At 52.8% G+C, this 17,612-nt stretch carries 31 protein-coding genes and 1 pseudogene; 12 read left to right on the top strand and 20 right to left on the bottom strand.

Going from position 1 to position 17,612, the window contains the following annotated elements; all coding sequences use genetic code 11:
• Window positions 1-54: 54 nt before the first annotated feature.
• The 19 genes from BFV64_RS10005 to BFV64_RS09920 all read right to left on the bottom strand — a co-directional run bounded on the left by BFV64_RS10005 (window position 55) and on the right by BFV64_RS09920 (window position 9,987).
• On the bottom strand, window positions 55-876 hold the full coding sequence (locus BFV64_RS10005) for an antitermination protein (RefSeq protein ID WP_069601995.1): 822 nt from the start codon (window positions 874-876) through the stop codon (window positions 55-57).
• A gap of 102 nt (window positions 877-978) precedes the next feature.
• On the bottom strand, window positions 979-1,179 hold the full coding sequence (locus tag BFV64_RS10000; RefSeq protein WP_045418805.1) for a hypothetical protein: 201 nt from the start codon (window positions 1,177-1,179) through the stop codon (window positions 979-981).
• Window positions 1,176-1,817, bottom strand: a complete 642-nt coding sequence (locus tag BFV64_RS24175; RefSeq protein WP_045281515.1) for an HNH endonuclease signature motif containing protein — start codon at window positions 1,815-1,817, stop codon at window positions 1,176-1,178. Before BFV64_RS24175 ends, BFV64_RS10000 begins: the two co-directional genes overlap by 4 nt.
• Window positions 1,814-2,461 carry a recombination protein NinG gene (locus BFV64_RS09990; protein ID WP_069601994.1) on the bottom strand — a complete coding sequence of 216 codons (648 nt, stop codon included), beginning with the start codon at window positions 2,459-2,461 and terminating at the stop codon, window positions 1,814-1,816. Before BFV64_RS09990 ends, BFV64_RS24175 begins: the two co-directional genes overlap by 4 nt.
• On the bottom strand, window positions 2,454-2,624 hold the full coding sequence (locus BFV64_RS09985; RefSeq protein ID WP_069601993.1) for a NinE family protein: 171 nt from the start codon (window positions 2,622-2,624) through the stop codon (window positions 2,454-2,456). Before BFV64_RS09985 ends, BFV64_RS09990 begins: the two co-directional genes overlap by 8 nt.
• Window positions 2,624-3,079, bottom strand: a complete 456-nt coding sequence (locus tag BFV64_RS09980; protein ID WP_069601992.1) for a YbcN family protein — start codon at window positions 3,077-3,079, stop codon at window positions 2,624-2,626. Before BFV64_RS09980 ends, BFV64_RS09985 begins: the two co-directional genes overlap by 1 nt.
• 228 nt (window positions 3,080-3,307) lie before the next feature.
• A complete protein-coding gene (locus BFV64_RS09975) occupies window positions 3,308-3,562 on the bottom strand; it encodes a hypothetical protein (RefSeq protein ID WP_069601991.1) in 255 nt (84 codons plus the stop codon).
• Complete coding sequence (locus BFV64_RS25860) at window positions 3,562-4,425, bottom strand: hypothetical protein (protein WP_081330956.1); 864 nt, start codon at window positions 4,423-4,425, stop codon at window positions 3,562-3,564. The genes BFV64_RS09975 and BFV64_RS25860 overlap by 1 nt, the downstream gene beginning before the upstream one ends.
• Window positions 4,422-4,937: a hypothetical protein gene (locus BFV64_RS09965; protein ID WP_069601990.1), complete on the bottom strand. Its 516-nt coding sequence runs from the start codon at window positions 4,935-4,937 to the stop codon at window positions 4,422-4,424. Before BFV64_RS09965 ends, BFV64_RS25860 begins: the two co-directional genes overlap by 4 nt.
• Before the next feature lie 2 nt (window positions 4,938-4,939).
• Window positions 4,940-5,404, bottom strand: a complete 465-nt coding sequence (locus tag BFV64_RS09960) for a hypothetical protein (protein ID WP_069601989.1) — start codon at window positions 5,402-5,404, stop codon at window positions 4,940-4,942.
• Entirely contained in the window at window positions 5,401-5,604 is a 204-nt protein-coding gene (locus tag BFV64_RS09955; RefSeq protein WP_069601988.1) for a hypothetical protein, read from the bottom strand. The genes BFV64_RS09960 and BFV64_RS09955 overlap by 4 nt, the downstream gene beginning before the upstream one ends.
• Window positions 5,601-6,059, bottom strand: coding sequence for a hypothetical protein (locus tag BFV64_RS25855; protein ID WP_235611142.1), 459 nt, complete (start codon window positions 6,057-6,059; stop codon window positions 5,601-5,603). Before BFV64_RS25855 ends, BFV64_RS09955 begins: the two co-directional genes overlap by 4 nt.
• Window positions 6,056-6,352, bottom strand: a complete 297-nt coding sequence (locus BFV64_RS09945; RefSeq protein ID WP_069601987.1) for a DUF4406 domain-containing protein — start codon at window positions 6,350-6,352, stop codon at window positions 6,056-6,058. The genes BFV64_RS25855 and BFV64_RS09945 overlap by 4 nt, the downstream gene beginning before the upstream one ends.
• Window positions 6,349-6,648 carry a protein ren gene (locus tag BFV64_RS09940; RefSeq protein ID WP_069601986.1) on the bottom strand — a complete coding sequence of 100 codons (300 nt, stop codon included), beginning with the start codon at window positions 6,646-6,648 and terminating at the stop codon, window positions 6,349-6,351. The genes BFV64_RS09945 and BFV64_RS09940 overlap by 4 nt, the downstream gene beginning before the upstream one ends.
• The gene (locus BFV64_RS09935; protein WP_069601985.1) at window positions 6,648-8,081 is read right to left on the bottom strand and encodes a DnaB-like helicase C-terminal domain-containing protein; all 1,434 of its coding nucleotides are present in this window, start codon (window positions 8,079-8,081) and stop codon (window positions 6,648-6,650) included. The genes BFV64_RS09940 and BFV64_RS09935 overlap by 1 nt, the downstream gene beginning before the upstream one ends.
• A complete protein-coding gene (locus BFV64_RS09930; protein ID WP_063944937.1) occupies window positions 8,071-8,970 on the bottom strand; it encodes a hypothetical protein in 900 nt (299 codons plus the stop codon). Before BFV64_RS09930 ends, BFV64_RS09935 begins: the two co-directional genes overlap by 11 nt.
• Window positions 8,963-9,109 carry a hypothetical protein gene (locus BFV64_RS25745; RefSeq protein ID WP_015571544.1) on the bottom strand — a complete coding sequence of 49 codons (147 nt, stop codon included), beginning with the start codon at window positions 9,107-9,109 and terminating at the stop codon, window positions 8,963-8,965. Before BFV64_RS25745 ends, BFV64_RS09930 begins: the two co-directional genes overlap by 8 nt.
• Window positions 9,110-9,192: 83 nt before the next feature.
• A complete protein-coding gene (locus tag BFV64_RS09925) occupies window positions 9,193-9,738 on the bottom strand; it encodes a toxin YdaT family protein (RefSeq protein ID WP_069601984.1) in 546 nt (181 codons plus the stop codon).
• A gap of 30 nt (window positions 9,739-9,768) precedes the next feature.
• Window positions 9,769-9,987, bottom strand: a complete 219-nt coding sequence (locus BFV64_RS09920; RefSeq protein ID WP_022650973.1) for a helix-turn-helix transcriptional regulator — start codon at window positions 9,985-9,987, stop codon at window positions 9,769-9,771.
• Window positions 9,988-10,095: 108 nt separating this feature from the next.
• On the opposite strand from BFV64_RS09920, the gene BFV64_RS09915 reads away from it, so the two are divergent.
• Both BFV64_RS09915 and BFV64_RS09910 read left to right on the top strand, forming a co-directional pair.
• Window positions 10,096-10,755 carry a LexA family protein gene (locus BFV64_RS09915; protein ID WP_069601983.1) on the top strand — a complete coding sequence of 220 codons (660 nt, stop codon included), beginning with the start codon at window positions 10,096-10,098 and terminating at the stop codon, window positions 10,753-10,755.
• Window positions 10,756-10,867: 112 nt separating this feature from the next.
• The gene (locus tag BFV64_RS09910) at window positions 10,868-11,776 is read left to right on the top strand and encodes a hypothetical protein (RefSeq protein WP_023306034.1); all 909 of its coding nucleotides are present in this window, start codon (window positions 10,868-10,870) and stop codon (window positions 11,774-11,776) included.
• A gap of 137 nt (window positions 11,777-11,913) precedes the next feature.
• Here BFV64_RS09910 and BFV64_RS09905 read toward each other — a convergent pair whose 3' ends face one another.
• Complete coding sequence (locus BFV64_RS09905; protein ID WP_026080591.1) at window positions 11,914-12,111, bottom strand: hypothetical protein; 198 nt, start codon at window positions 12,109-12,111, stop codon at window positions 11,914-11,916.
• Window positions 12,112-12,830: 719 nt separating this feature from the next.
• Here BFV64_RS09905 and BFV64_RS09900 point away from each other — a divergent pair.
• From BFV64_RS09900 to BFV64_RS24970, 10 genes and pseudogenes are all read left to right on the top strand, one after another.
• Window positions 12,831-13,151, top strand: a complete 321-nt coding sequence (locus BFV64_RS09900) for a hypothetical protein (RefSeq protein WP_069601982.1) — start codon at window positions 12,831-12,833, stop codon at window positions 13,149-13,151.
• A 158-nt stretch (window positions 13,152-13,309) separates the two neighbouring features.
• Window positions 13,310-13,516: a hypothetical protein gene (locus BFV64_RS09895; protein ID WP_069601981.1), complete on the top strand. Its 207-nt coding sequence runs from the start codon at window positions 13,310-13,312 to the stop codon at window positions 13,514-13,516.
• Entirely contained in the window at window positions 13,513-13,671 is a 159-nt protein-coding gene (locus BFV64_RS25740) for a hypothetical protein (protein ID WP_069601980.1), read from the top strand. Before BFV64_RS09895 ends, BFV64_RS25740 begins: the two co-directional genes overlap by 4 nt.
• The gene (locus tag BFV64_RS09885; RefSeq protein WP_058657563.1) at window positions 13,668-13,877 is read left to right on the top strand and encodes a cell division protein FtsZ; all 210 of its coding nucleotides are present in this window, start codon (window positions 13,668-13,670) and stop codon (window positions 13,875-13,877) included. Before BFV64_RS25740 ends, BFV64_RS09885 begins: the two co-directional genes overlap by 4 nt.
• A 72-nt stretch (window positions 13,878-13,949) precedes the next feature.
• On the top strand, window positions 13,950-14,234 hold the full coding sequence (gamL, locus tag BFV64_RS09880) for a host nuclease inhibitor GamL (protein WP_069601979.1): 285 nt from the start codon (window positions 13,950-13,952) through the stop codon (window positions 14,232-14,234).
• An 18-nt stretch (window positions 14,235-14,252) separates the two neighbouring features.
• On the top strand, window positions 14,253-14,999 hold the full coding sequence (bet, locus tag BFV64_RS09875; protein ID WP_032621589.1) for a phage recombination protein Bet: 747 nt from the start codon (window positions 14,253-14,255) through the stop codon (window positions 14,997-14,999).
• On the top strand, window positions 14,996-15,613 hold the full coding sequence (locus tag BFV64_RS09870; RefSeq protein WP_069601978.1) for a lambda exonuclease family protein: 618 nt from the start codon (window positions 14,996-14,998) through the stop codon (window positions 15,611-15,613). Before bet ends, BFV64_RS09870 begins: the two co-directional genes overlap by 4 nt.
• Window positions 15,610-16,038 (top strand): regulator, encoded by a 429-nt coding sequence (locus BFV64_RS09865; RefSeq protein WP_069601977.1) that lies wholly within the window; start codon window positions 15,610-15,612, stop codon window positions 16,036-16,038. The genes BFV64_RS09870 and BFV64_RS09865 overlap by 4 nt, the downstream gene beginning before the upstream one ends.
• The gene (locus BFV64_RS25735) at window positions 16,035-16,199 is read left to right on the top strand and encodes a hypothetical protein (RefSeq protein WP_167353005.1); all 165 of its coding nucleotides are present in this window, start codon (window positions 16,035-16,037) and stop codon (window positions 16,197-16,199) included. The genes BFV64_RS09865 and BFV64_RS25735 overlap by 4 nt, the downstream gene beginning before the upstream one ends.
• A pseudogene (locus BFV64_RS24970) lies at window positions 16,196-17,611 on the top strand (DNA cytosine methyltransferase); the annotation flags it as partial. The gene BFV64_RS25735 and the pseudogene BFV64_RS24970, both read left to right, overlap by 4 nt.
• Window position 17,612: the final 1 nt, after the last annotated feature.

The raw sequence follows: 17,612 nt of genomic DNA, 5'->3' as shown, positions 1-17,612 counted from the left end.
ATACAATGCCCATCGTTAGAACAAATTAACACGGATTCGGGAAAAGTAAATATCTCAGCGCGTTATTTGTTTGAGCTGAGCTTCTGCCCAGGCCTCCTCGATATCGAACTTCGTGATCAACTGGTCAAAGAAAGGTTTCACTGACTTTTTCCATGTGTCCAGGGTAATGCCGTCTGTTAACTTGCAGATGCCGTTATACGCCACCGTTGAGGGGATCCGCTCATAGCCACGCCCGCCACAGCGCTTGCAGTTACCCATCACCGGCACGCCCTGCTTTTCCGTTTCATCCTGGTTTACTACCTGACCCCGGCCGTGGCAGTCGTTGCAGGCGGTACTGATGCTCCCCTTGCCCCGGCACTTTTGGCAGAGCACCCGCACCTGCTCCCGGACAGATTTAACCTCTTCCCAGTCTGACGGCGAGATCCCTTTTGTCACCTTAACCCACTTCGGCGGTTTACCGTCCGGATACGTTACTTTATTGGTGAATACCTCCGCGTCGATGAATCCGGCTCCGTTACAGCAGTCACACGTCTTTTTGCTGGAAGCACTGCGCGAGTAATCTTCAAAAGCGAAGGTAGCCAGCTGGTGCATCACCAGCGGTTTAACAGCGGGATCTAATTTGCGGAGCGCAGCCACCTCGTCGCATTTGGTCAGGGCATATTCGGCCAGAAGGTCGATCGCCCTCTCCCGGTCATTCTGGCTGATGCCCATCTTTCCGAGGAACGCGCTATATCCCATTGCAGCTCGCTCCTGTGTCATGCCCATTGCAGCCATGATATCTGTACCGGTTAATGAGTCTGACGCAGTAGCGCGCGGAGAGTCGCTAATCAGCGTGGATTTAGCGTAGTGGTATTTCACTGTGTTTTCGAGATTCATGCTGATGCCCTCTCTGGCTGTTTGGTCTGCTTGTTCTGGCCGTGTTTTGCAATCGACGGCATATTTGCACGCTTAACGCTTTCTGCCTGGTACTTTTCGAAATCAGCTCTGGTCATGATTCCACCACTCCCGTGCTGACTTTCTGTATTCAGGGTTTTCTGTCTGACAGATAATTTCCGCTCGATCGCCGCTTATCAGCTCACGAGCTTTCGCATACAGCCTTTCTCTTTTAGAAAGCTGCGTCGTTTCATACCAGGTGCTGGCAACGAACTTTCTCGCTTCAACTGGAGTGAATGCCTTCATGCGGACTCCTTCTGCTTTGGTCCGCGATATTCACCATACAGAGGTGCTCTTCCTCTTGGCCTGGTATGCCTGTGGGTTACTTTGGGAGAAAAAAGCGCATCCTCTACATTCATTCCATTTTTTAGTCGACGCTTGATGGATGTTTCTGATACTGAAACGCGAGGATCCCTTGACCATTCTGTGGCGGTTTTCGTTTCGCCATTAAAAGTTATGGCTGTGCGTCCTTTTTTTGTGTGCTCAGGGATATGCACTCGAGATCGCATGACATTACACGCCCTGCACAGCACCCTAAGATTTGAGTCCGCATTGTTATCAACAACCTCATCAATGTGATCAATATGCGCGGTTTTCCATGTGACCTCCTTGCCGCATTTTTCGCATGGTGGAAGTGTTTCTCCATAACGGTCGTAAACAACTTTTCGGTGCTCATATACGCAACCATTCGCCATTGATAGTGGGTGATCAGGAATTTTGAGCATTTGATATCCTTTCGCATTTTTATGCCTGAATTTCCCTTTACCGTTTTTTGTGAGTTCGTAGGTCCCGTAGCGCATCATTCGGAAGTAGTGCATTTGACAGATACCCTTCCCTGGGTAGTGTTTGCATTCACGATCACAACCTTCAACTTTGCATTTCATGCTGCACTCTCCTGTAATTTTTGACGGCGCTTCATCAGTGCACTGGCCCTGCGGGAAAAAATTGCTTTCACCCGCTTCAGGTAGGTAACGTCAAACCGGCGTGGGGCATTGTCAGCTTCGAGCCGCTCTACGCGCTCAAGGCCAATGCGATTAACCAGGCGGATCCGGTACTCGACAGCATTACCGCTCAACTGTCGGTTACAGCGGGTGCAAGCGGAGTGGACGTTAAACACGTTGAATTTGAGGTGTGAGGCAGCGCCGCGTGAACGGTAATGGCTGGCGTCAATGGCGCTGCCAGTCAGGTAATTGCTTTTTCCCATAAGTGGATTGCCGCAACTGACACATGGCTTACCTTCATCGCGGATCCGGATGTAGCGATTGAAAGCTGATTGAGCCTCTTTATCCCACTGAGATTTAGACTTGAGTGACTCACGCTTGGCCTTACGGCGTTTGCGTCCGGCCTTCTCGGCTTCCTTCTGCTCCTTGATGCGCTTAGCCGCGGCTTTCACCTTCTCCTTTTCGCGCTCTTCCATTGCGAGGATTGCGCCGTGTTCCGGGCAGCACCAGCGGATCCGGATGTCGTGGAATTTCGGCACGAAGTATTCACCGCATACTTTGCACTTACGGCGGGATGGTTTACACATGGCGCCTCCTCGCTGCGAGACGCAGCCATTTCTGATCCACCAGGCTGGCGGTGTAGTCTTTCAGGGTCGGGATATCAGACGGCTTAACCGCGGGCTTACGCTTGCGGCGCGCCGGAACGCGGAAGATTTCGTTGGTGATGACGCGGGAAAGTGGAGTAGACATCAGGCCTCCTGCTTATCGCGCAGCTGCTGGTATTCACAGCTCTGCGGAATGGTCAGGTGGCAGCCGATGTTCATCGCCCAGGCTTCGACTTTGCACAGGAAGATGTACATCTCGCCGGTTTCCAGTTCGGCGGTATGGCGGAGGGATTGGACGGTGGTTACCTCTCCAGACACGACGTCTACCCGGTCCTTGCTTTCGTAGCCGAGATAGGTGTGCTTCATCGCGTCCTTGACCCACTCAGGCGTAGCGAATGCCTTGCCCCGGGCGATGAGGTATTCGCTGATTTCCGTGTACCACATGTGGCTGAGCGCGTTCTGCGACAGGCTGCGCTTCTCACGCCATGGCTTAACCTGCAGGCGGAAGCATTGCCCGGCATCCAGCAATGGCTGAATCTGCTGGCCGATGGCCGCGAAGTTGCCGCGATGGAGTTTGATGCCGTCTACTGGCAGAGTCATACGGCCTCCTTAACGGAAACCGCAGAATGCAAAAAATCGCAGGTGCATTTCTGCATCTGTGACAAGGTGAGGAGTTCAGATTGTGGTCGCATTTAAGTCCCCTTAAATGCGCAGAAGTCACCAATGGGTGTTCAGGCCATCAGCAAAGAAAGTATGGACGGTTGATTCAACAAAATCAACTCAAGAGAAAGGCCTCCGAAGAGGCCTGTTTGTTATGCGTCGAATGGGTCAGGCATTATGCGATACCACTGATGGCGAACTTAGTGGGCAGGCGACACCGATAGGATGCTTACCATTGCAGATAAAGCACCGCATCTCACTAAGCACCTGAGGATGGGTAGTGATCGTCTGCGTAGGATTACCCTCGCTCAATGCATCCCGGAACGCGACCGCTACAACCTTCCCGCCCAAAGCTTCCATATGGGCATGTACTGGCGGATCCTTGCCGTCTTCGAACTCAATGACGAAAGTAAACTTGCCCATCACTTCACCTCCTGCTGCGGTGATGCTGCTATCATCCGGCGATACACATCGTAAGTTCCGAATTGTTCATCACCAGCCTCAAGCATTTCATGGGTTGGATCTTCTGGCACCATCACCCAACCATCCGGAATAACCGGAGAGTTTCCGCTGGGCAACTCGGCAATTTTTGGCGAAGAATCAAGAGCTGGTGCGGTCTGCATGGTGGTGGGCGTCTCGGCGTTTTCGACACCCTGAAGCATGGCGGTGACAGCGTTGATAGCCTCAACTTGAGGCATCTCCATCATGCGATGATCGCTCGTTACTATGAATGGCTCAGAGTGCTTAAGCATGGCGGCGCGGCACTGATTGAATCCATGTGCCCATGCTGATGCAAGAGCCATATCGTCTTCGGTGATTTCCTCTGGAACATCTTCCCAGCAAACTTCATCAGGCACAGATACCGGCGCTGGAGGGGCGGCATATAGCGCCTGACAACTCCACCCAGACCAGTGAGCTCCTTCAGCTCTCTCATCATCTTCAGGCCTAACGAGAGATACTTCACTCGGGTGTTTTCTGTGTGACCACAGCCACGCTACGGGTTCGGCATTGGCTGGCGCTGGCGGGGCGGTGTAAAGCGGCGTTACTTCTCGCAGCGGGTCAGTATAAGCATTGCCACTATCGAAGCTGACGTTGTTTTTTGCGCCGCCGCCTGACAGTAGCCACGCCACAGGCTCCGCTTCGAGCGATGCCAGTAAACGACGCATGGCATCAGCAGCGATATGCATGTCCTGCGCTGCCTGCACGCTTGTCCATTTCACGTTCGTAGCGTAATGCTCCAGGCGCTCAATAGCCGGCTCCAGGCGTTCTTTGGTAATAGTGCTCATGATGCGCTTCCTTCTGTTTTGTTGACTATGACGCCGTCATAAATTTCATTGAGATGGCCACGTAACTCCATGCGGCGCAATGCAGACAGCATGTAGTCGCATTCAACCTGCTTATTGCCTGTAAATGGCTTATCTTCAGGGTTTCCCCAGCAGCAGTTTCCCACTGGCCAACCATGAACTTTTCGCACCTTGCCGTTAATTACGTGGAGTAGTCCCCACCCGGCAGGCAAATCATCGACAGTGATAATGCCAGGCTCGCTGATAAAAAATCGCCAATCACCCATACCGAGTTCAGGGTTCTGCCGGAATCGCTTTTTCCTGTCAGCGAGCAGGTCAGCGCGGGAGCACTTTGCCTCGATCAGGCAGGACGCAAAATTTCTGAATCCCATCGCATCTGGTTGCTCTCCGGTACTGGTCACTGCCACAAAACGGTCATGAAAGCACACCTTGAATCCATTTCGTTTCAGGAAGGAGTAAGCGATCTGGCATAGTTCGTCGTGCGATAAAGCCATGCTCACTCTCCTTTAGCGGCTGCGGCGGCGCGCTCAGCTTCGCTCTGCTCCCAGAACCATCGGTGAAGATTCATGAGCTCTTCGTCCAGAGGAGCATATTTACGGTCAAAATAAGCCTGGGCGTCTTTCTCCGATTCGTCCGGCAGTTCGCCTGGCCCAAACAGCGTGTTATAAATCCAAGCCAGACCCTTTTTGGCGTCGCCAGTTCCTTGCCATTCGATGATTGCGGCTTGCATTACCAGAATGTTTTTCCCGATTAGCAGGTCCAGTTCTTTGTAGCGGTTTTTGATGTATGCATTATCGCTTTCCAGCTCAGCAATCCGCTTCTCTGCGGCTTCCAGCGCATCATGTAGCGTCACCGCGTCAAGAGCCATCTGCTGTATGATTTCAACGTCAGCGTGACCTAGGGTGTAACCAGCTTTCAAATCGGCAACTGCTTGCACTGCCTGTTTGTCGATGTTGCTCATTGGGCGGCCTCCTGCTTCTGCTTGTTGTATACGGCCCAGCTCAGAGCATCGAGCTTGTCACGGCCTGCTTTATCGTACATGTGGATGCCGTCTTTGCAGGCGTGCTCCTGCTTTACCTGTTCTTCGAGAGCGCTTATCTCTTCGTAAGACAGGGTTGCCAGCTTGAGTCGATTCCAGCCAAAGTTACGTATGCGTGTCATGACTGCACTCCTTTTCGAAGCTGTGATGATTCCAGTGCAGTTGGCAGTTGCGTATAGTGCGTCACGCCACGCAGAGAGTTAATCGCACGGGAATGGTCAGCAAACCAGATTCTGTGGATGTTGGTATCGCTGCCTGCACAGAAGTTGTGTTCCAGCCACTGAGCAGAGCAATATCTCGGCCCGACGTCGGTTTCGTAACGCACCCAGTAACGACCAAATTCTGCTGGCTCGTTACCTTCAATCCAAACCTGCGCCCGCACTTCAGCCAGGAAAGCGTCGGTGGCCGGGGTCTTGACGTTGACTAGACGCCCCATAACTTCCTGCGCTCGCTGAGTGGAGCCAAAGAAGTCATCATCCCGCATGAAAGTAATATTGGAGATTTCATCCTTCAGCCCCGCATTCTCCGCAGCCAGAGCCGCGCACTTGGCTTCAAGTTCTTGGTATGTTGGTTTCATGCGGCAGCTCCTTCAAATTGGTAAGAAACTTTAATTCCCAGCTTTTTAGCCATGGCATGCTCAGCGACGGCACCCTCAGACTCTTGCCACCCATGCAGCATGTGAATGGCGTCGGCGCAGCGAAGCATCGCCAGGCAGATGTCCATATACTCACGCTGAGATAAACCATCCGGGAGCGCGGCCGGATTTAATACCACATGACCACCTGATAACATCTGCTGTGCTACTGCGTTAAACATCGGACGGTTGTAGTTTTCGTAACCCGTCATTGGTCCTGCGATGTAAATTTTCATACCCCTACCCTCCCCCAAACCATCAATACTCGCTTCATCGCCGGGCTGTTGCGGCACTCCTGAAATATTCCGTTGGTGCAGCTGCGCGCGGTGCCGTCCTGCTCTTCCGGCGTCGCCAGGCGATAAGTCACCGTTCGCCAGACCTTGCTCACCCGGACAATCTTGCGGGACCGCTCCAGATCGATAGCATTCTTCGTGATGCAGTTGATGGTCATGCCGCACTCTGTGGCCACATCCTTCGCTGTGAAGGTCTGGTGCGTTTCGAGATAACGCAGAATTGCCTGTTTGCCTTTCATCAGTAGCCCCCTTTCTTTTTCGGCTGCTGCTCGCGCCCGCGGCGTTCTGCGGCGGCGGCCTGCTGGTCTGTGTCGTAAATTGCACCGTTTATCTGATTGCAATAAACCGTTCCGGTACTGCCGTGGCGGTTGAGTCGCAGGATTAACTCGGTTTCTCCAGGCGGCACGCTGTCATCGAAAGCACCTTCCCGGTGGATACCAACCCAGTAGTCGCAGTCCTGCTCAATCTGTCCTGTGTCGCGGGAATCGCTCGGTAAAGGGCGTTTATTCACTCGCTTCTCCAGTTCGCGGTTAAGCTGGGTCAGCAGCACGACGACGCAGCCAAGCTCTTTGGCGAGGTTCTTCAACCCTTTGGTGATCATCCCGTAGGCCAGGTCATTACGGTCGGCCTTTTCGGCGGTCATCAGCGTCAGGTAGTCAACCAAAATCATGCCTACGCAGCCCTTCTCGCGTTTGATTCGGCGGCTTTCGCTAACAATGTGCGCCAGTGACAGGCCCGGGGTGTCGTCGATGTACAGCATGTCGATTTCACTCAGCCGCCCGGCTGTTGCTATCGCCTTCTTAAAGTCGCCGTCGTAGTCGCCCTGGTACTGGTCATCGGCGTCATCCGTGACGGGCATGTAAAAAATGCTCGGGTTAATGCCGGACTTCTGACCAACCAGCTTTTCAAGGATCTGGTCGCCAGGCATTTCGAGGCTGAACATCAGCGCTGGTTTTTTCTCACGAACCGCGCAGTTGATCGCCATCTGCCCGTACAGGGTTGTCTTGCCCATTTTTGGCCTTGCGCCAATTACGAACAGAGAGCCTTTAACCAGACCTTTCGGCGCCAGCAGCCTGTCGAGTGACGGTATGCCGGTGCTCATGCCACGCTGTTCGCCTGAAGGGTCAAATCGCTTCTCCAGATCTGCTACCCAGTCATCCATAACCTCGCCGAACGACCGCAACCCACGGCGACTTCCAGTTTTTGAATGGTCTGCGAGCTGGGTGAAAATACCCTGAATGGCCTCGTACTTCTGCGTAGCGCTCATGCCGTTGCGGGAATACAGCAGTTCAGTAGCTTCGGTCAGGCGGTTGATACCGTAGCGCTCCATTGCGGCTTCCCGGACTGATGCTGCGTAAGCCACGATGTTTGCAGCGCTGGGAGTGTTCTTGGCGATCTCCGCCAGGTAAGCAAAGCCACCTACCTGCTCCGCGAGACCTTTGCCTTCAAGCGCGTCGAACAATGTCAGGCCATCGACTGGCTTATTGTCGCGGAACATCTGGCGCATCTCGGCAAAGATCAGCTGGTGAGGTCGGCTGTAGAACGACTCAGGCTTGAGCATCGCCAGAACCTTCTGGACTCGCTCGCTGTTGTCATCATCCAGCAGCAGGCCACCGATAACGCTCTGCTCTGCTTCGAGGTTTTGTGGTACAGCCATGAATTCAGCGGTCATCACGATCCCCCTCGCGCACTTCGATGTAGAGCTTTTCGGTCAGGAACTTATCGAATTTCATGCGGCGCCAGGTCTTCCCGGATTTCTGGTCTGGTCGGTCTTCAAGCATCCAGCGGCAGTTCTGAGCGATGTAACGCAGATAACTTCTGAACCCATCCATATCCATCGGCTTGCCGTCCAGGTTGCGGGCAATCTTGTTAGCCTTACCCCAGAAGGTGCGGATCAGATTGCGTCGCTCATCAGTGAGGCATCTCCATCCCCGGGCTTCAGGCAGTTCGTCTTTCAGGCATTGCCATACTTCATCGCATGACAAACGGGACTTTTTCTCTTCAGCGGGCTTCTGGTCATTTGCGACATACTTACTACCGTTAGGTAGTAAGTTATTTAATATATTGTTATCTGTGGACACTGGCTGGACATCGGCTGGACACTCCACCTCCGCAGGCATTGGTACAACTGCGTTTGCGCTGGACACTGGCTGGACATCGGCTGGACAAAAATTTGACTGATATTCGTCATATTTGACCACTTTTAGAACAGTAAAACGGTTGTTCGATTTGGTGGTGATCATGCCCAGGTTCTGGAATTTACGGAGCAGTGATTTAACGCGATCAGCGGTCAAGCCTGTTTCCATTGCCAGAGTATTTCGTCCAGTGATGAACTCTCCGCGCTCGCAGATCACATCGCCAACATCAGTAGATACCAGTGTCTGTTCGTGATTAGCGCGCAGGAGCAGGTGAACCCATAAATGAGCCGCCTCAGCGTCCTTATAGAACGGCACATCCATAATTTTACGGTGCAGCAAGGCAAACCCCTTACCGTCATTCGTGCGCGGTTTCTGGAGCCTTCTGGCCTCTCTGGCTTCGGCTAAATTGGATACGTTACCCACGGCCACTCTCCTTACGTTTCAGTTCTTCCAAGATGGCGCGCATCTTCTCTGCCACAATCGGGTTAACCGAGCGGATGAAGCGGTCGCGGGTTATGTTTTTATGTACAGCGGTATGGTAATAGCGTGGATTTTTTGCCATTATTCCTCCTGCAACTACTCTCGTTTTTGCACCAGAAAGTCGGTTCTGTTCGCGCAGACCGGCTTTCGCCATTTCTGTAGTTCTCATATAACCCCCAGCATCGACGTCACCATCGTCATCAGCGGCCCTACTTGCTCCGGCATGAGGCGGAACAGCGACGCTATACCTTCGCTTACCTCTTTCAGCTTCTGATGCTCTGGAGCGTCCAGCAGCACGGCCTGTTTAGCTTCGGCACACTCTTTCATCGCAGAGGCTATCAGCGACATCGTGTCATTCTGGGGTGCCAGGCGGTTGCGGTACTCCAGCGGCAGGACGGACATGATTGCCGGGGCCAGCTGGCGAATGTTGTTGGCGGCGTATTCGGTGTCGCCATCGATCCAGCGGAATACCTTCTGCATCTGGCGGTGAGAGTCGGTCGGGATATCCAGACCGGTGCCGCCGGTAGCCCGCCACTCTTCCACAATCAGCGCCGCAACAAATTCACGGCTGCGGCAATCAGCTGCCCAGGCGCGAACAGCTGCGCGGATCCCATCGATGTTTAACGCCGCGGAATCAGGCTCCCGGCGATTCTGGTAAATCATCGCCGTTGGCGAAAATTTGTTACCTTGTTGATACGCAAGTGAATGCATTGCTTTCCCTTTCGTGGTTAGGGCCGCCAATTAGGCGGCGTTGTTGCTGATTGGTGGAAAAACGTCATCAACGCTTACTGAAGCGCCATGCTTATTCAGAGCTGCAACAATCGCCCGGCACTGCTCAAGGCTTAAGCTGCGTTTATTTTTTTCGTAATGGCAAACCGCACCTGTCGACAGGTTCAGCTCTTCGGCAATCTGTCGCTGAGTCAAACCGATGTTTCTGCGGATTTTTCGGATATTGTTCATGTCGGGTCTCCTTTAAACAACTTAAATATACGTTTTGTATTCTTTGTTCGCAAGTAAAATATACGAATTGTGGCTCGCGCAAATATATACAACTTGTATCATTCGGGTATGACTATGAAATGGTACGACTTAGCTAAGACCCTGATGAAAAGTCAGGGCATCAATCAGGAACAGCTGGCGGAGCACCTCGGTATTACTAAAGGTGCGGTAAGTCATTGGCTGAACGCTCGGCGTGAGCCAAGCCTTTCCGAGATCGCAAAAATATTGCAGTTCCTTGGCAAAAAGAACTTCTCCGTAGGAGCTGGCGGTATGATCATTGACGACACGCTTAAGGGTGATGTGGAGTACGCTGGCCCCTACAATCCTGGTAACAAGTATCCAGTAATCAGCAGTGTCCAGGCTGGTTCATGGTGCGAAGCGGTTGAGCCATACACCCTAAAAGATATAGATCTGTGGCTTGAGTCGAATGCTCACATTCAGGGTGACGCGTTCTGGTTGCTCGTTGAGGGCGAGTCAATGACAGCCCCTACTGGCTTGAGCATACCTGAAGGAACCTATGTACTTTTCGACACCGGTAGAGATGCGGTAAATGGCAGTCTGGTTATAGCTAAGCTATCCGATTCGAACGAGGCAACATTTAAGAAGTTAGTGATCGACGGTGCGCAGAAGTACCTGAAGGGCCTTAACCCGCAATGGCCACTCGTGCCGATTAATGGTAACTGCCGGATTATCGGTGTTGCTGTAGAGACGAAGCTGCGGCTGGTCTGATCGGCAAGGTGTTCTGGTCGGCGCATAGCTGGTAGCAAGAGCCAGAGTATAGGATTGAATGGTTGGCAAGCGATTAAACAAAAATACATTCTAAAATATTGAAAGGATTTGTATGGCTGAGTTGCTGGAGTTAGAGTTCACTGAGGATATTTATTACTCTATTGGAAACAACCCAAGCATTAAGGAAATCATAGCCTCCTTGCAGGGCTGGGAAGCCCTAATAAAGCAGTCCAGAGGTGTTCTTTCAGAATTAACAGGATCTCACGTTTTAGACGTGGATGTTCGAGTTAGTAAACTGGAAGTTGGATCGCTGAAAGAAAAATTACTCATTAGACTTTTCTTTGCCAATGAGGAAGAATTAGACAAATTTGTTGATGGTGTTAGAACCAAATATATAGGGGAAGGCAAAGTGAGGAACGCTCTTTTGTGGGCTGTCGTTATCGCCCTTGCTGGCACCGCTTTTCTTTCCTTGGCCAAGCTCATGGCCCCGAACACTACTTCTCATTTTGAAGCCAATAATAATACGATTATCAATATTGGCGCCGGACAGACAGAGATTACGCCTGAGAGAATTCAAGCGATCATTGATAGTAGCGTCACCGATAAAAAGGTACTAGCCAAAAGCGCTGTCAAAATTCTCTCTCCAGCAAGAAACGATGAGAATGCAACTCTCGTAATTGGGAGTGGGGACGTAAAATATACGATACCTGCTGAAACTATAAGAAAGGTTCCCACTGACGTGGAGTTTCCCCCAGATACATACACCCGAGATCACAGTGATGTCGACCTTGAGATCAGGGCTACTGACTTGGATAACCCTGAAAAATGGGCTGCAGTGATACCAGGTTTGGTTGACAGAAGAGTGAAGTTAGTTTTGGCTCCTGGCATAAACCCGGATGAAATAAAAAGAATTTATACAGCCAGAGCTGACGTTACTATTACGTATAAGCATACGTCCTCTAAAAGCAACCCATATCAGCCATCCGAGATTTTTCTCAAGTCTATCATCACTGATAATTGAATACTGACTCCCGGCCACCGCGCCGGGTTTTTTATTGCCCACCCATAAAGCTATCCGCCATTCTGCCGATAACTATTCAGCCTGAAGCTGATAACAATAACTATCGCAACACTACCTGCCCGCCCGTGCGGGCTTTTTTATTGCCCTTTCCGCACTATCTCAGCTGCATCCCTGTTCACGCCCTTCCCTATCACGTTTCCTGTTTCCTTCCGGTACTGCTTCAGCTTGTCGATGATGTTTTGCTGGGTCATGGGTAAATCAGCCAGTGACAATTCCATCACCGCCCGCCCCATCGCCTGAATTTTCATGCTTATACGCTCTTCATCCAGAACCATGCACATCCCTCCTGCTGTTTTTTTAAGCGTAGCACTGGTATTTAAAAAAATAAATCACCTTAGAATACAATTTGTTATCACAAAACCACCCACCAATTATACATTTCGTATTGCATGATAAGAATACGTTTTGTATATTCAATCCATCGAAACGAAACATCGACAGCTGAGCGAAGTTAGCCAGCGGCGGACAGCAAGTCGCCTGCTTTTTAACAACATGCAGATTTACAGCGTCAATGACCTGTTTAGACCCTTACACGAGAAACGTGCTGTATCACCGGGTGCGATCCGGTCGGTGAGAGAGTATCCCCGCGCGAGAGCGAGAACGGCGTGAGAACGGGCAACACTGGCAGAGAGTTGGCGCTGACCAATACAGGGAATGTTTTGGGGTGTGGTGAAACAGGTCATAGATCCGCAGGCACTGAAAAGTTATTGGGACTGGCAGCGCTGCCGCTTGATGGCTTGTTGGTGGTGCTGTGATTGATCAACACAGCGAAAAGACCAGCGGAACTTGGGGTTCGATTCCTCATTCACCACACCGACCAAAGCATTTCTCCCGCATCAGCGGGTAACTACAGAGCCAACCTCAAGCACCGGGCGCCGATGCTTGGTGATGGTAATACTGCCATCTCAACCGCACAGGAGACGATGATCCTGTTCTGGTTGGATTGGAAAAGTCTTCTTGGCCAGCCAGCGCGCGGGCATTTTTTGGAGGTTGCATGTTTGCTACTGACATCTCACTGAAATACGGCACTCATCAGCCAGAGACGATTCTGGAAACAATGCCGATTGAAGAAGCCTCCGAGATCATCAAGGAGAAGCTTCGTGATGAAGTGCGCCAGGAACTCGAGTGCGAGTATGGCGATCGCCTTTATGAGGCTGAAGAAGAGGCATCAAACTGGGAAAGCAGAGCTGATGACTATGAAAGCGATGCGACTTGCCTGGCTAAGGCCATAAGAGAGGCTTTTGAATCTTCGAGCTTTGAAGATGCAAAGGTAATCCTCGAGCGAGCGATGCACGACCACAAAGACTATTTCTGAAGACCCGCCACGGCGGGTTTTTTCATACCTCAGTCGCTTCTCCGAGGCGGCTTAGTTATGACAACCGGCGGCCATCCACCGCCCATTGAAACACTGAATAAATGCGTTGAAGTCTTGTATTAACCGTTCCGTTCGCCGCGATAAGGCCAAGAGGATTTATGAGCAATAAAGAATACGAACAGGCGTTTCCAACCCGAGATGATAATTACGACTCCAAATACTCTGGCCCGGGCATGACGCTGCGTGACTACTTCGCAGCTAAGGCTATGCAGGCAATGATATCAGCGCATGAGCCGCAGGGAGCTATTCCTGGTTGGGCCTACGAAATGGCCGACGAGATGCTCCGCGCCCGGGAGGCATCATGACAGTCACCTACAACGGCAAGCAGTACACAGCCAAAAAGCTCAACGATAACGAGTGGCAGCTGACGTCGGTATCGAACCCGCGTGAAAAGTTGACGCTTAACCGCTGGCAGATGCACGTTGCTGGCTTACTGGCTCAGGTGGAGGGGAAAAAATGATGCACCACTACGGCACTACCCCGCTCATTCGCCAGTGCGTCACTCCAGGCATGATGGCATTGCATGAAGGCCGCACTTATCGCGTCTCCGCAGTCATTCAGGAGCGCAAATGGGTATACCTGCACACCGATGCAGAAATCATCCGCCTCAGTGACTGCGTGATTGACGTCCTTCTGGACGGTCACGGCAACCCCATCCAGCACTAACCACCCTATTCAACCGAACGGCCTGGCTTTTTGCGGGCGGGATCTGCACATCCAAACTTCAGGAGTTAAGCCATGAACGCGTACCTCACTTACGACCGCATCGAAGATCGGCGCTGGGTTGAGCAGCAGCTCACAGACGAGAAAGAGAAGTGGATCGACGACCGGGCGCAGCAAATCATCGACATGATGCCAAAAGAGCCGTCCGGCCTCTTCCACTTCACTGTCCCGATCGACTCCAGCCCATACGAAGGACTTCGCAGCGATAGAGCCGGCGAGGCCTACAACGATTTCATTTCGGCAGTTGCTTACGCCCAGGCGGAACACGACTGGGAACACCGTACCGGCTGTCCGTTTTAATTTTTGAGGGGATTAACAATGAGTACTGCACTTTCCACCATGGCCGGGAAACTGGCCGCACGCCTCGGCATGGATGCCGGTACGGACCTGATGAATACGCTGAAGAACACAGCGTTCAAAGGCGGTAACGTCACCGACGAGCAGTTTACTGCCCTGCTGATCGTCGCCAACCAGTACGGCCTGAACCCATGGACCAAAGAGATTTACGCATTCCCAGATAAAGGCGGGATTGTCCCGGTCGTCGGCGTTGATGGATGGGCTCGCATTATCAACGAACATCCTCAGTTTGACGGCATGGAGTTCTCTTACGACAAAGAGGAAGGCGCGTGCACCTGCAAGATTTACCGCAAAGACCGTAAGCACCCGACTATCGTCACCGAGTACATGGGAGAGTGTAAGCGCAACACTCAGCCATGGCAGTCCCACCCTACCCGCATGCTTCGCCACAAGACGCTGATCCAGTGCGCGCGTCTGGCCTTTGGTTTCGCTGGCATCTTCGACCAGGACGAGGCAGAGCGAGTGATTGAAGGAACAACGGCAGAGGTTCATGCGGGCCATGAATCAGATAGCCGTCGCCCGGATCTGATCGCAAAAGGTGAGTCAGCCGCGCGCCTTGGAACCGTTAAGTATCAGGAGTTCTGGGTGGCGCTGAGCGCTGAAGAGAAGCAGGTGATCGGCGCAGTTGAGAAGCGACGCATGTATGACATGAGTCTTGCCGTCGACAACGCTGAACCTGTCAATGTCGCAGATACGGAGGCTGAATGATGGAGCAACGCACCCCTGAATGGTTTGCTGCGCGCTGCGGCAAGGTCACAGCCAGTCGCCTGGCTGATGTCATGGCCAGGACTAAGTCGGGCTACTCCACCAGCCGCCAGAACTACATTGCCGAGCTGATTTGCCAACGGCTGACCGGGAAGCTGGAGGAAGGGTTTTCGAATGCCGCGATGATGCGCGGCACTGAACTTGAGCCAGTGGCGCGCGAAATGTACGCGCTGAATGAGTTCGATGCGGAAATCACTGAAGTTGGACTCATCGATCACCCATCCATACCCGGATTCGCAGCCAGCCCGGACGGACTTGTCAACGACGACGGGCTTATCGAAATCAAATGCCCCAACACCTGGACCCATCTTGAAACGCTGAAAACTGGCGAGCCAAAGCGCCAGTACATGCTGCAAATGCATGCGCAGATGATGTGCACCGGGCGGAAATGGTGTGATTTCGTTAGTTTCGATGATCGCCTGCCGCCTGACCTCGCCTATTTCAAGAAGCGCATTCATTTCGATGAAGAACTGGCGCGCGAAATCGAGTCTGAGGTTAAGAGCTTCATTGCAGATCTGGAATCTGAAATTCAGAAAATCACAGAGCGTGCAGCATGAAACGCACACCCTTCTACCGCAGGCCCGGGCGAACCGGGCAATTCTCCGGCCTTCGTGAGCGCGTTATCTGGATGATTCAGACGCGCGGCCGCCCGGTAACCGGCAGCGAAATCGCTGAGAAGTTTGGCGTAACGCTCATCGAGTTTAACCGGGTCGCCAACGGCATTACCCGCGGCTCCGGACAGATTGCGCAGATCGTTGAGTCGGAAAAATGGCTCAACGAAGACGGCATCTGTGACCGCACTTTCGACCTCGTAACGAAGCCGAAGGTTGTAACGCCGCAAGGTAAATCGCGGCTATTCACCCGGCGCGCAATAGAGCAGTCGCAGGAAGGCAGACGGCAGGAGTGCATTGCTCGCGCCGCCCGCCGTAGCCGACTGATTGCTCAGGGCCTCTACATCGACGAAATGGAGTCAGTGCTATGAAAGCGTGGTCACTCGAAGAGCTGGCGCTCTTGTGGCGACACTCAAATGCTGAAGTCGCAGAGATTACCGGCCGCAGCATTGATGAGGTCGGAGATAAGCGGCTGCAAACCAATATTGAGCGTAATGGCTGGGATGTTAACGATCCGGAGCGTGCATCATGAAATACGGAAGCGTGTGCAGCGGTATCGAAGCCGCCAGCAAAGCCTGGGAACCTCTCGGCTGGAAACCTGCGTGGTTCTCTGAAATCGAACCATTCCCCTCAGCCGTCCTCGCCCATCACTGGCCAGAAGTAACCAATCTTGGCGACATGACCAAAATCGCCGATGCGGTGCGCGCTGGTGATGTCGAAGCGCCTGATGTTCTGGTCGGTGGTACGCCCTGCCAGGCATTCAGCATCGCAGGCTTGCGTGAAGGCCTTTCTGACGACCGCGGGCAGTTAACTCTCTCTTATGTGGAATTAGCCAATGCAATCGACGCAAAGCGCCGCGAACGCGGTAAGCCAGAATCAATCATCGTCTGGGAAAACGTCCCCGGCGTTCTCAGCAGCAAAGACAATGCCTTCGGGTGCTTTCTGGCAGGGCTTGCCGGAGAAAGCTGTGAGTTGCAGCCAGCAGGGGGAAAATGGACGCACGCTGGTTGTGTGTCTGGACCAGAAAGGGTTATCGCCTGGCGCGTCCTTGATGCTCAATTTTTCGGAGTGGCCCAACGACGCCGCCGTGTGTTCGTTGTCGCAAGTGCTCGAAAAGGATTCGATCCCGCAGCGGTACTTTTTGAGCTCGACAGCGTGCGACGGGATTCTGCGCCGCGCCGAGAATCGCAACCGGAAATTGCCAGAAATGCTGGAGAGCGTACTAAAGTCGGTAGTCACTGGGATAACCCAGCAAACCCTCACACAACCCTCAACCAGTCACACAACATCGGAGGAATAGGCCAGAGCAATCAGGAACTGTTCAGCCAGCGAGGATGCGGGATTATAGCTCAGTCGGTTAATGGCGACATTTCCCACACCCTGAAAGCAGAAGGCTTTGACGGAAGCGAGGACGGAACGGGGCGCGGAACGCCGATTATCGCTATGGCTCACGGGCAGGGCGGTGCCGAGATTAAAACGGACAATTCCGCGCCTACGCTCACCTGCAACCACGAAGCACCGATAGTCGTAAATTCTGCGTTAGCATTTCAACCTGGCAATCTGACAAGGGCAGCAGGCGCAGCGCCAAGTGATGAGGTGTTTCCTAAGCTTAAATCTGACCACGGCAGGGGGATGAGCGACCAGTTCCCGCACGTGGCATACGGTATTCCCGGTAACTGGATAGGCCGCGCCCCTGAAAACGGCGGAAACGCAACTGAACCTATGCACGATGTATCACCATGCCTCACTGTCGCCGACCGGCATGGAGTCGCAATGAGTATGTCAGTTCGCCGCCTAACACCGATTGAGTGCGAGCGCCTTCAGGGCTTTTCAGATAATCACACTCTGATCGGCTGGCGCGGGAAGGGTGCTGATGAATGCCCAGACGGGCCGCGCTACAAAGCTATCGGCAATAGCATGGCAGTACCGGTTATGCGCTGGATTG

The sequence above is a fragment of the Enterobacter kobei genome (genome assembly GCF_001729765.1).
GTDB classification, from domain to species: domain Bacteria; phylum Pseudomonadota; class Gammaproteobacteria; order Enterobacterales; family Enterobacteriaceae; genus Enterobacter; species Enterobacter kobei.
This window is presented reverse-complemented; position numbering and strand designations above follow the sequence as displayed.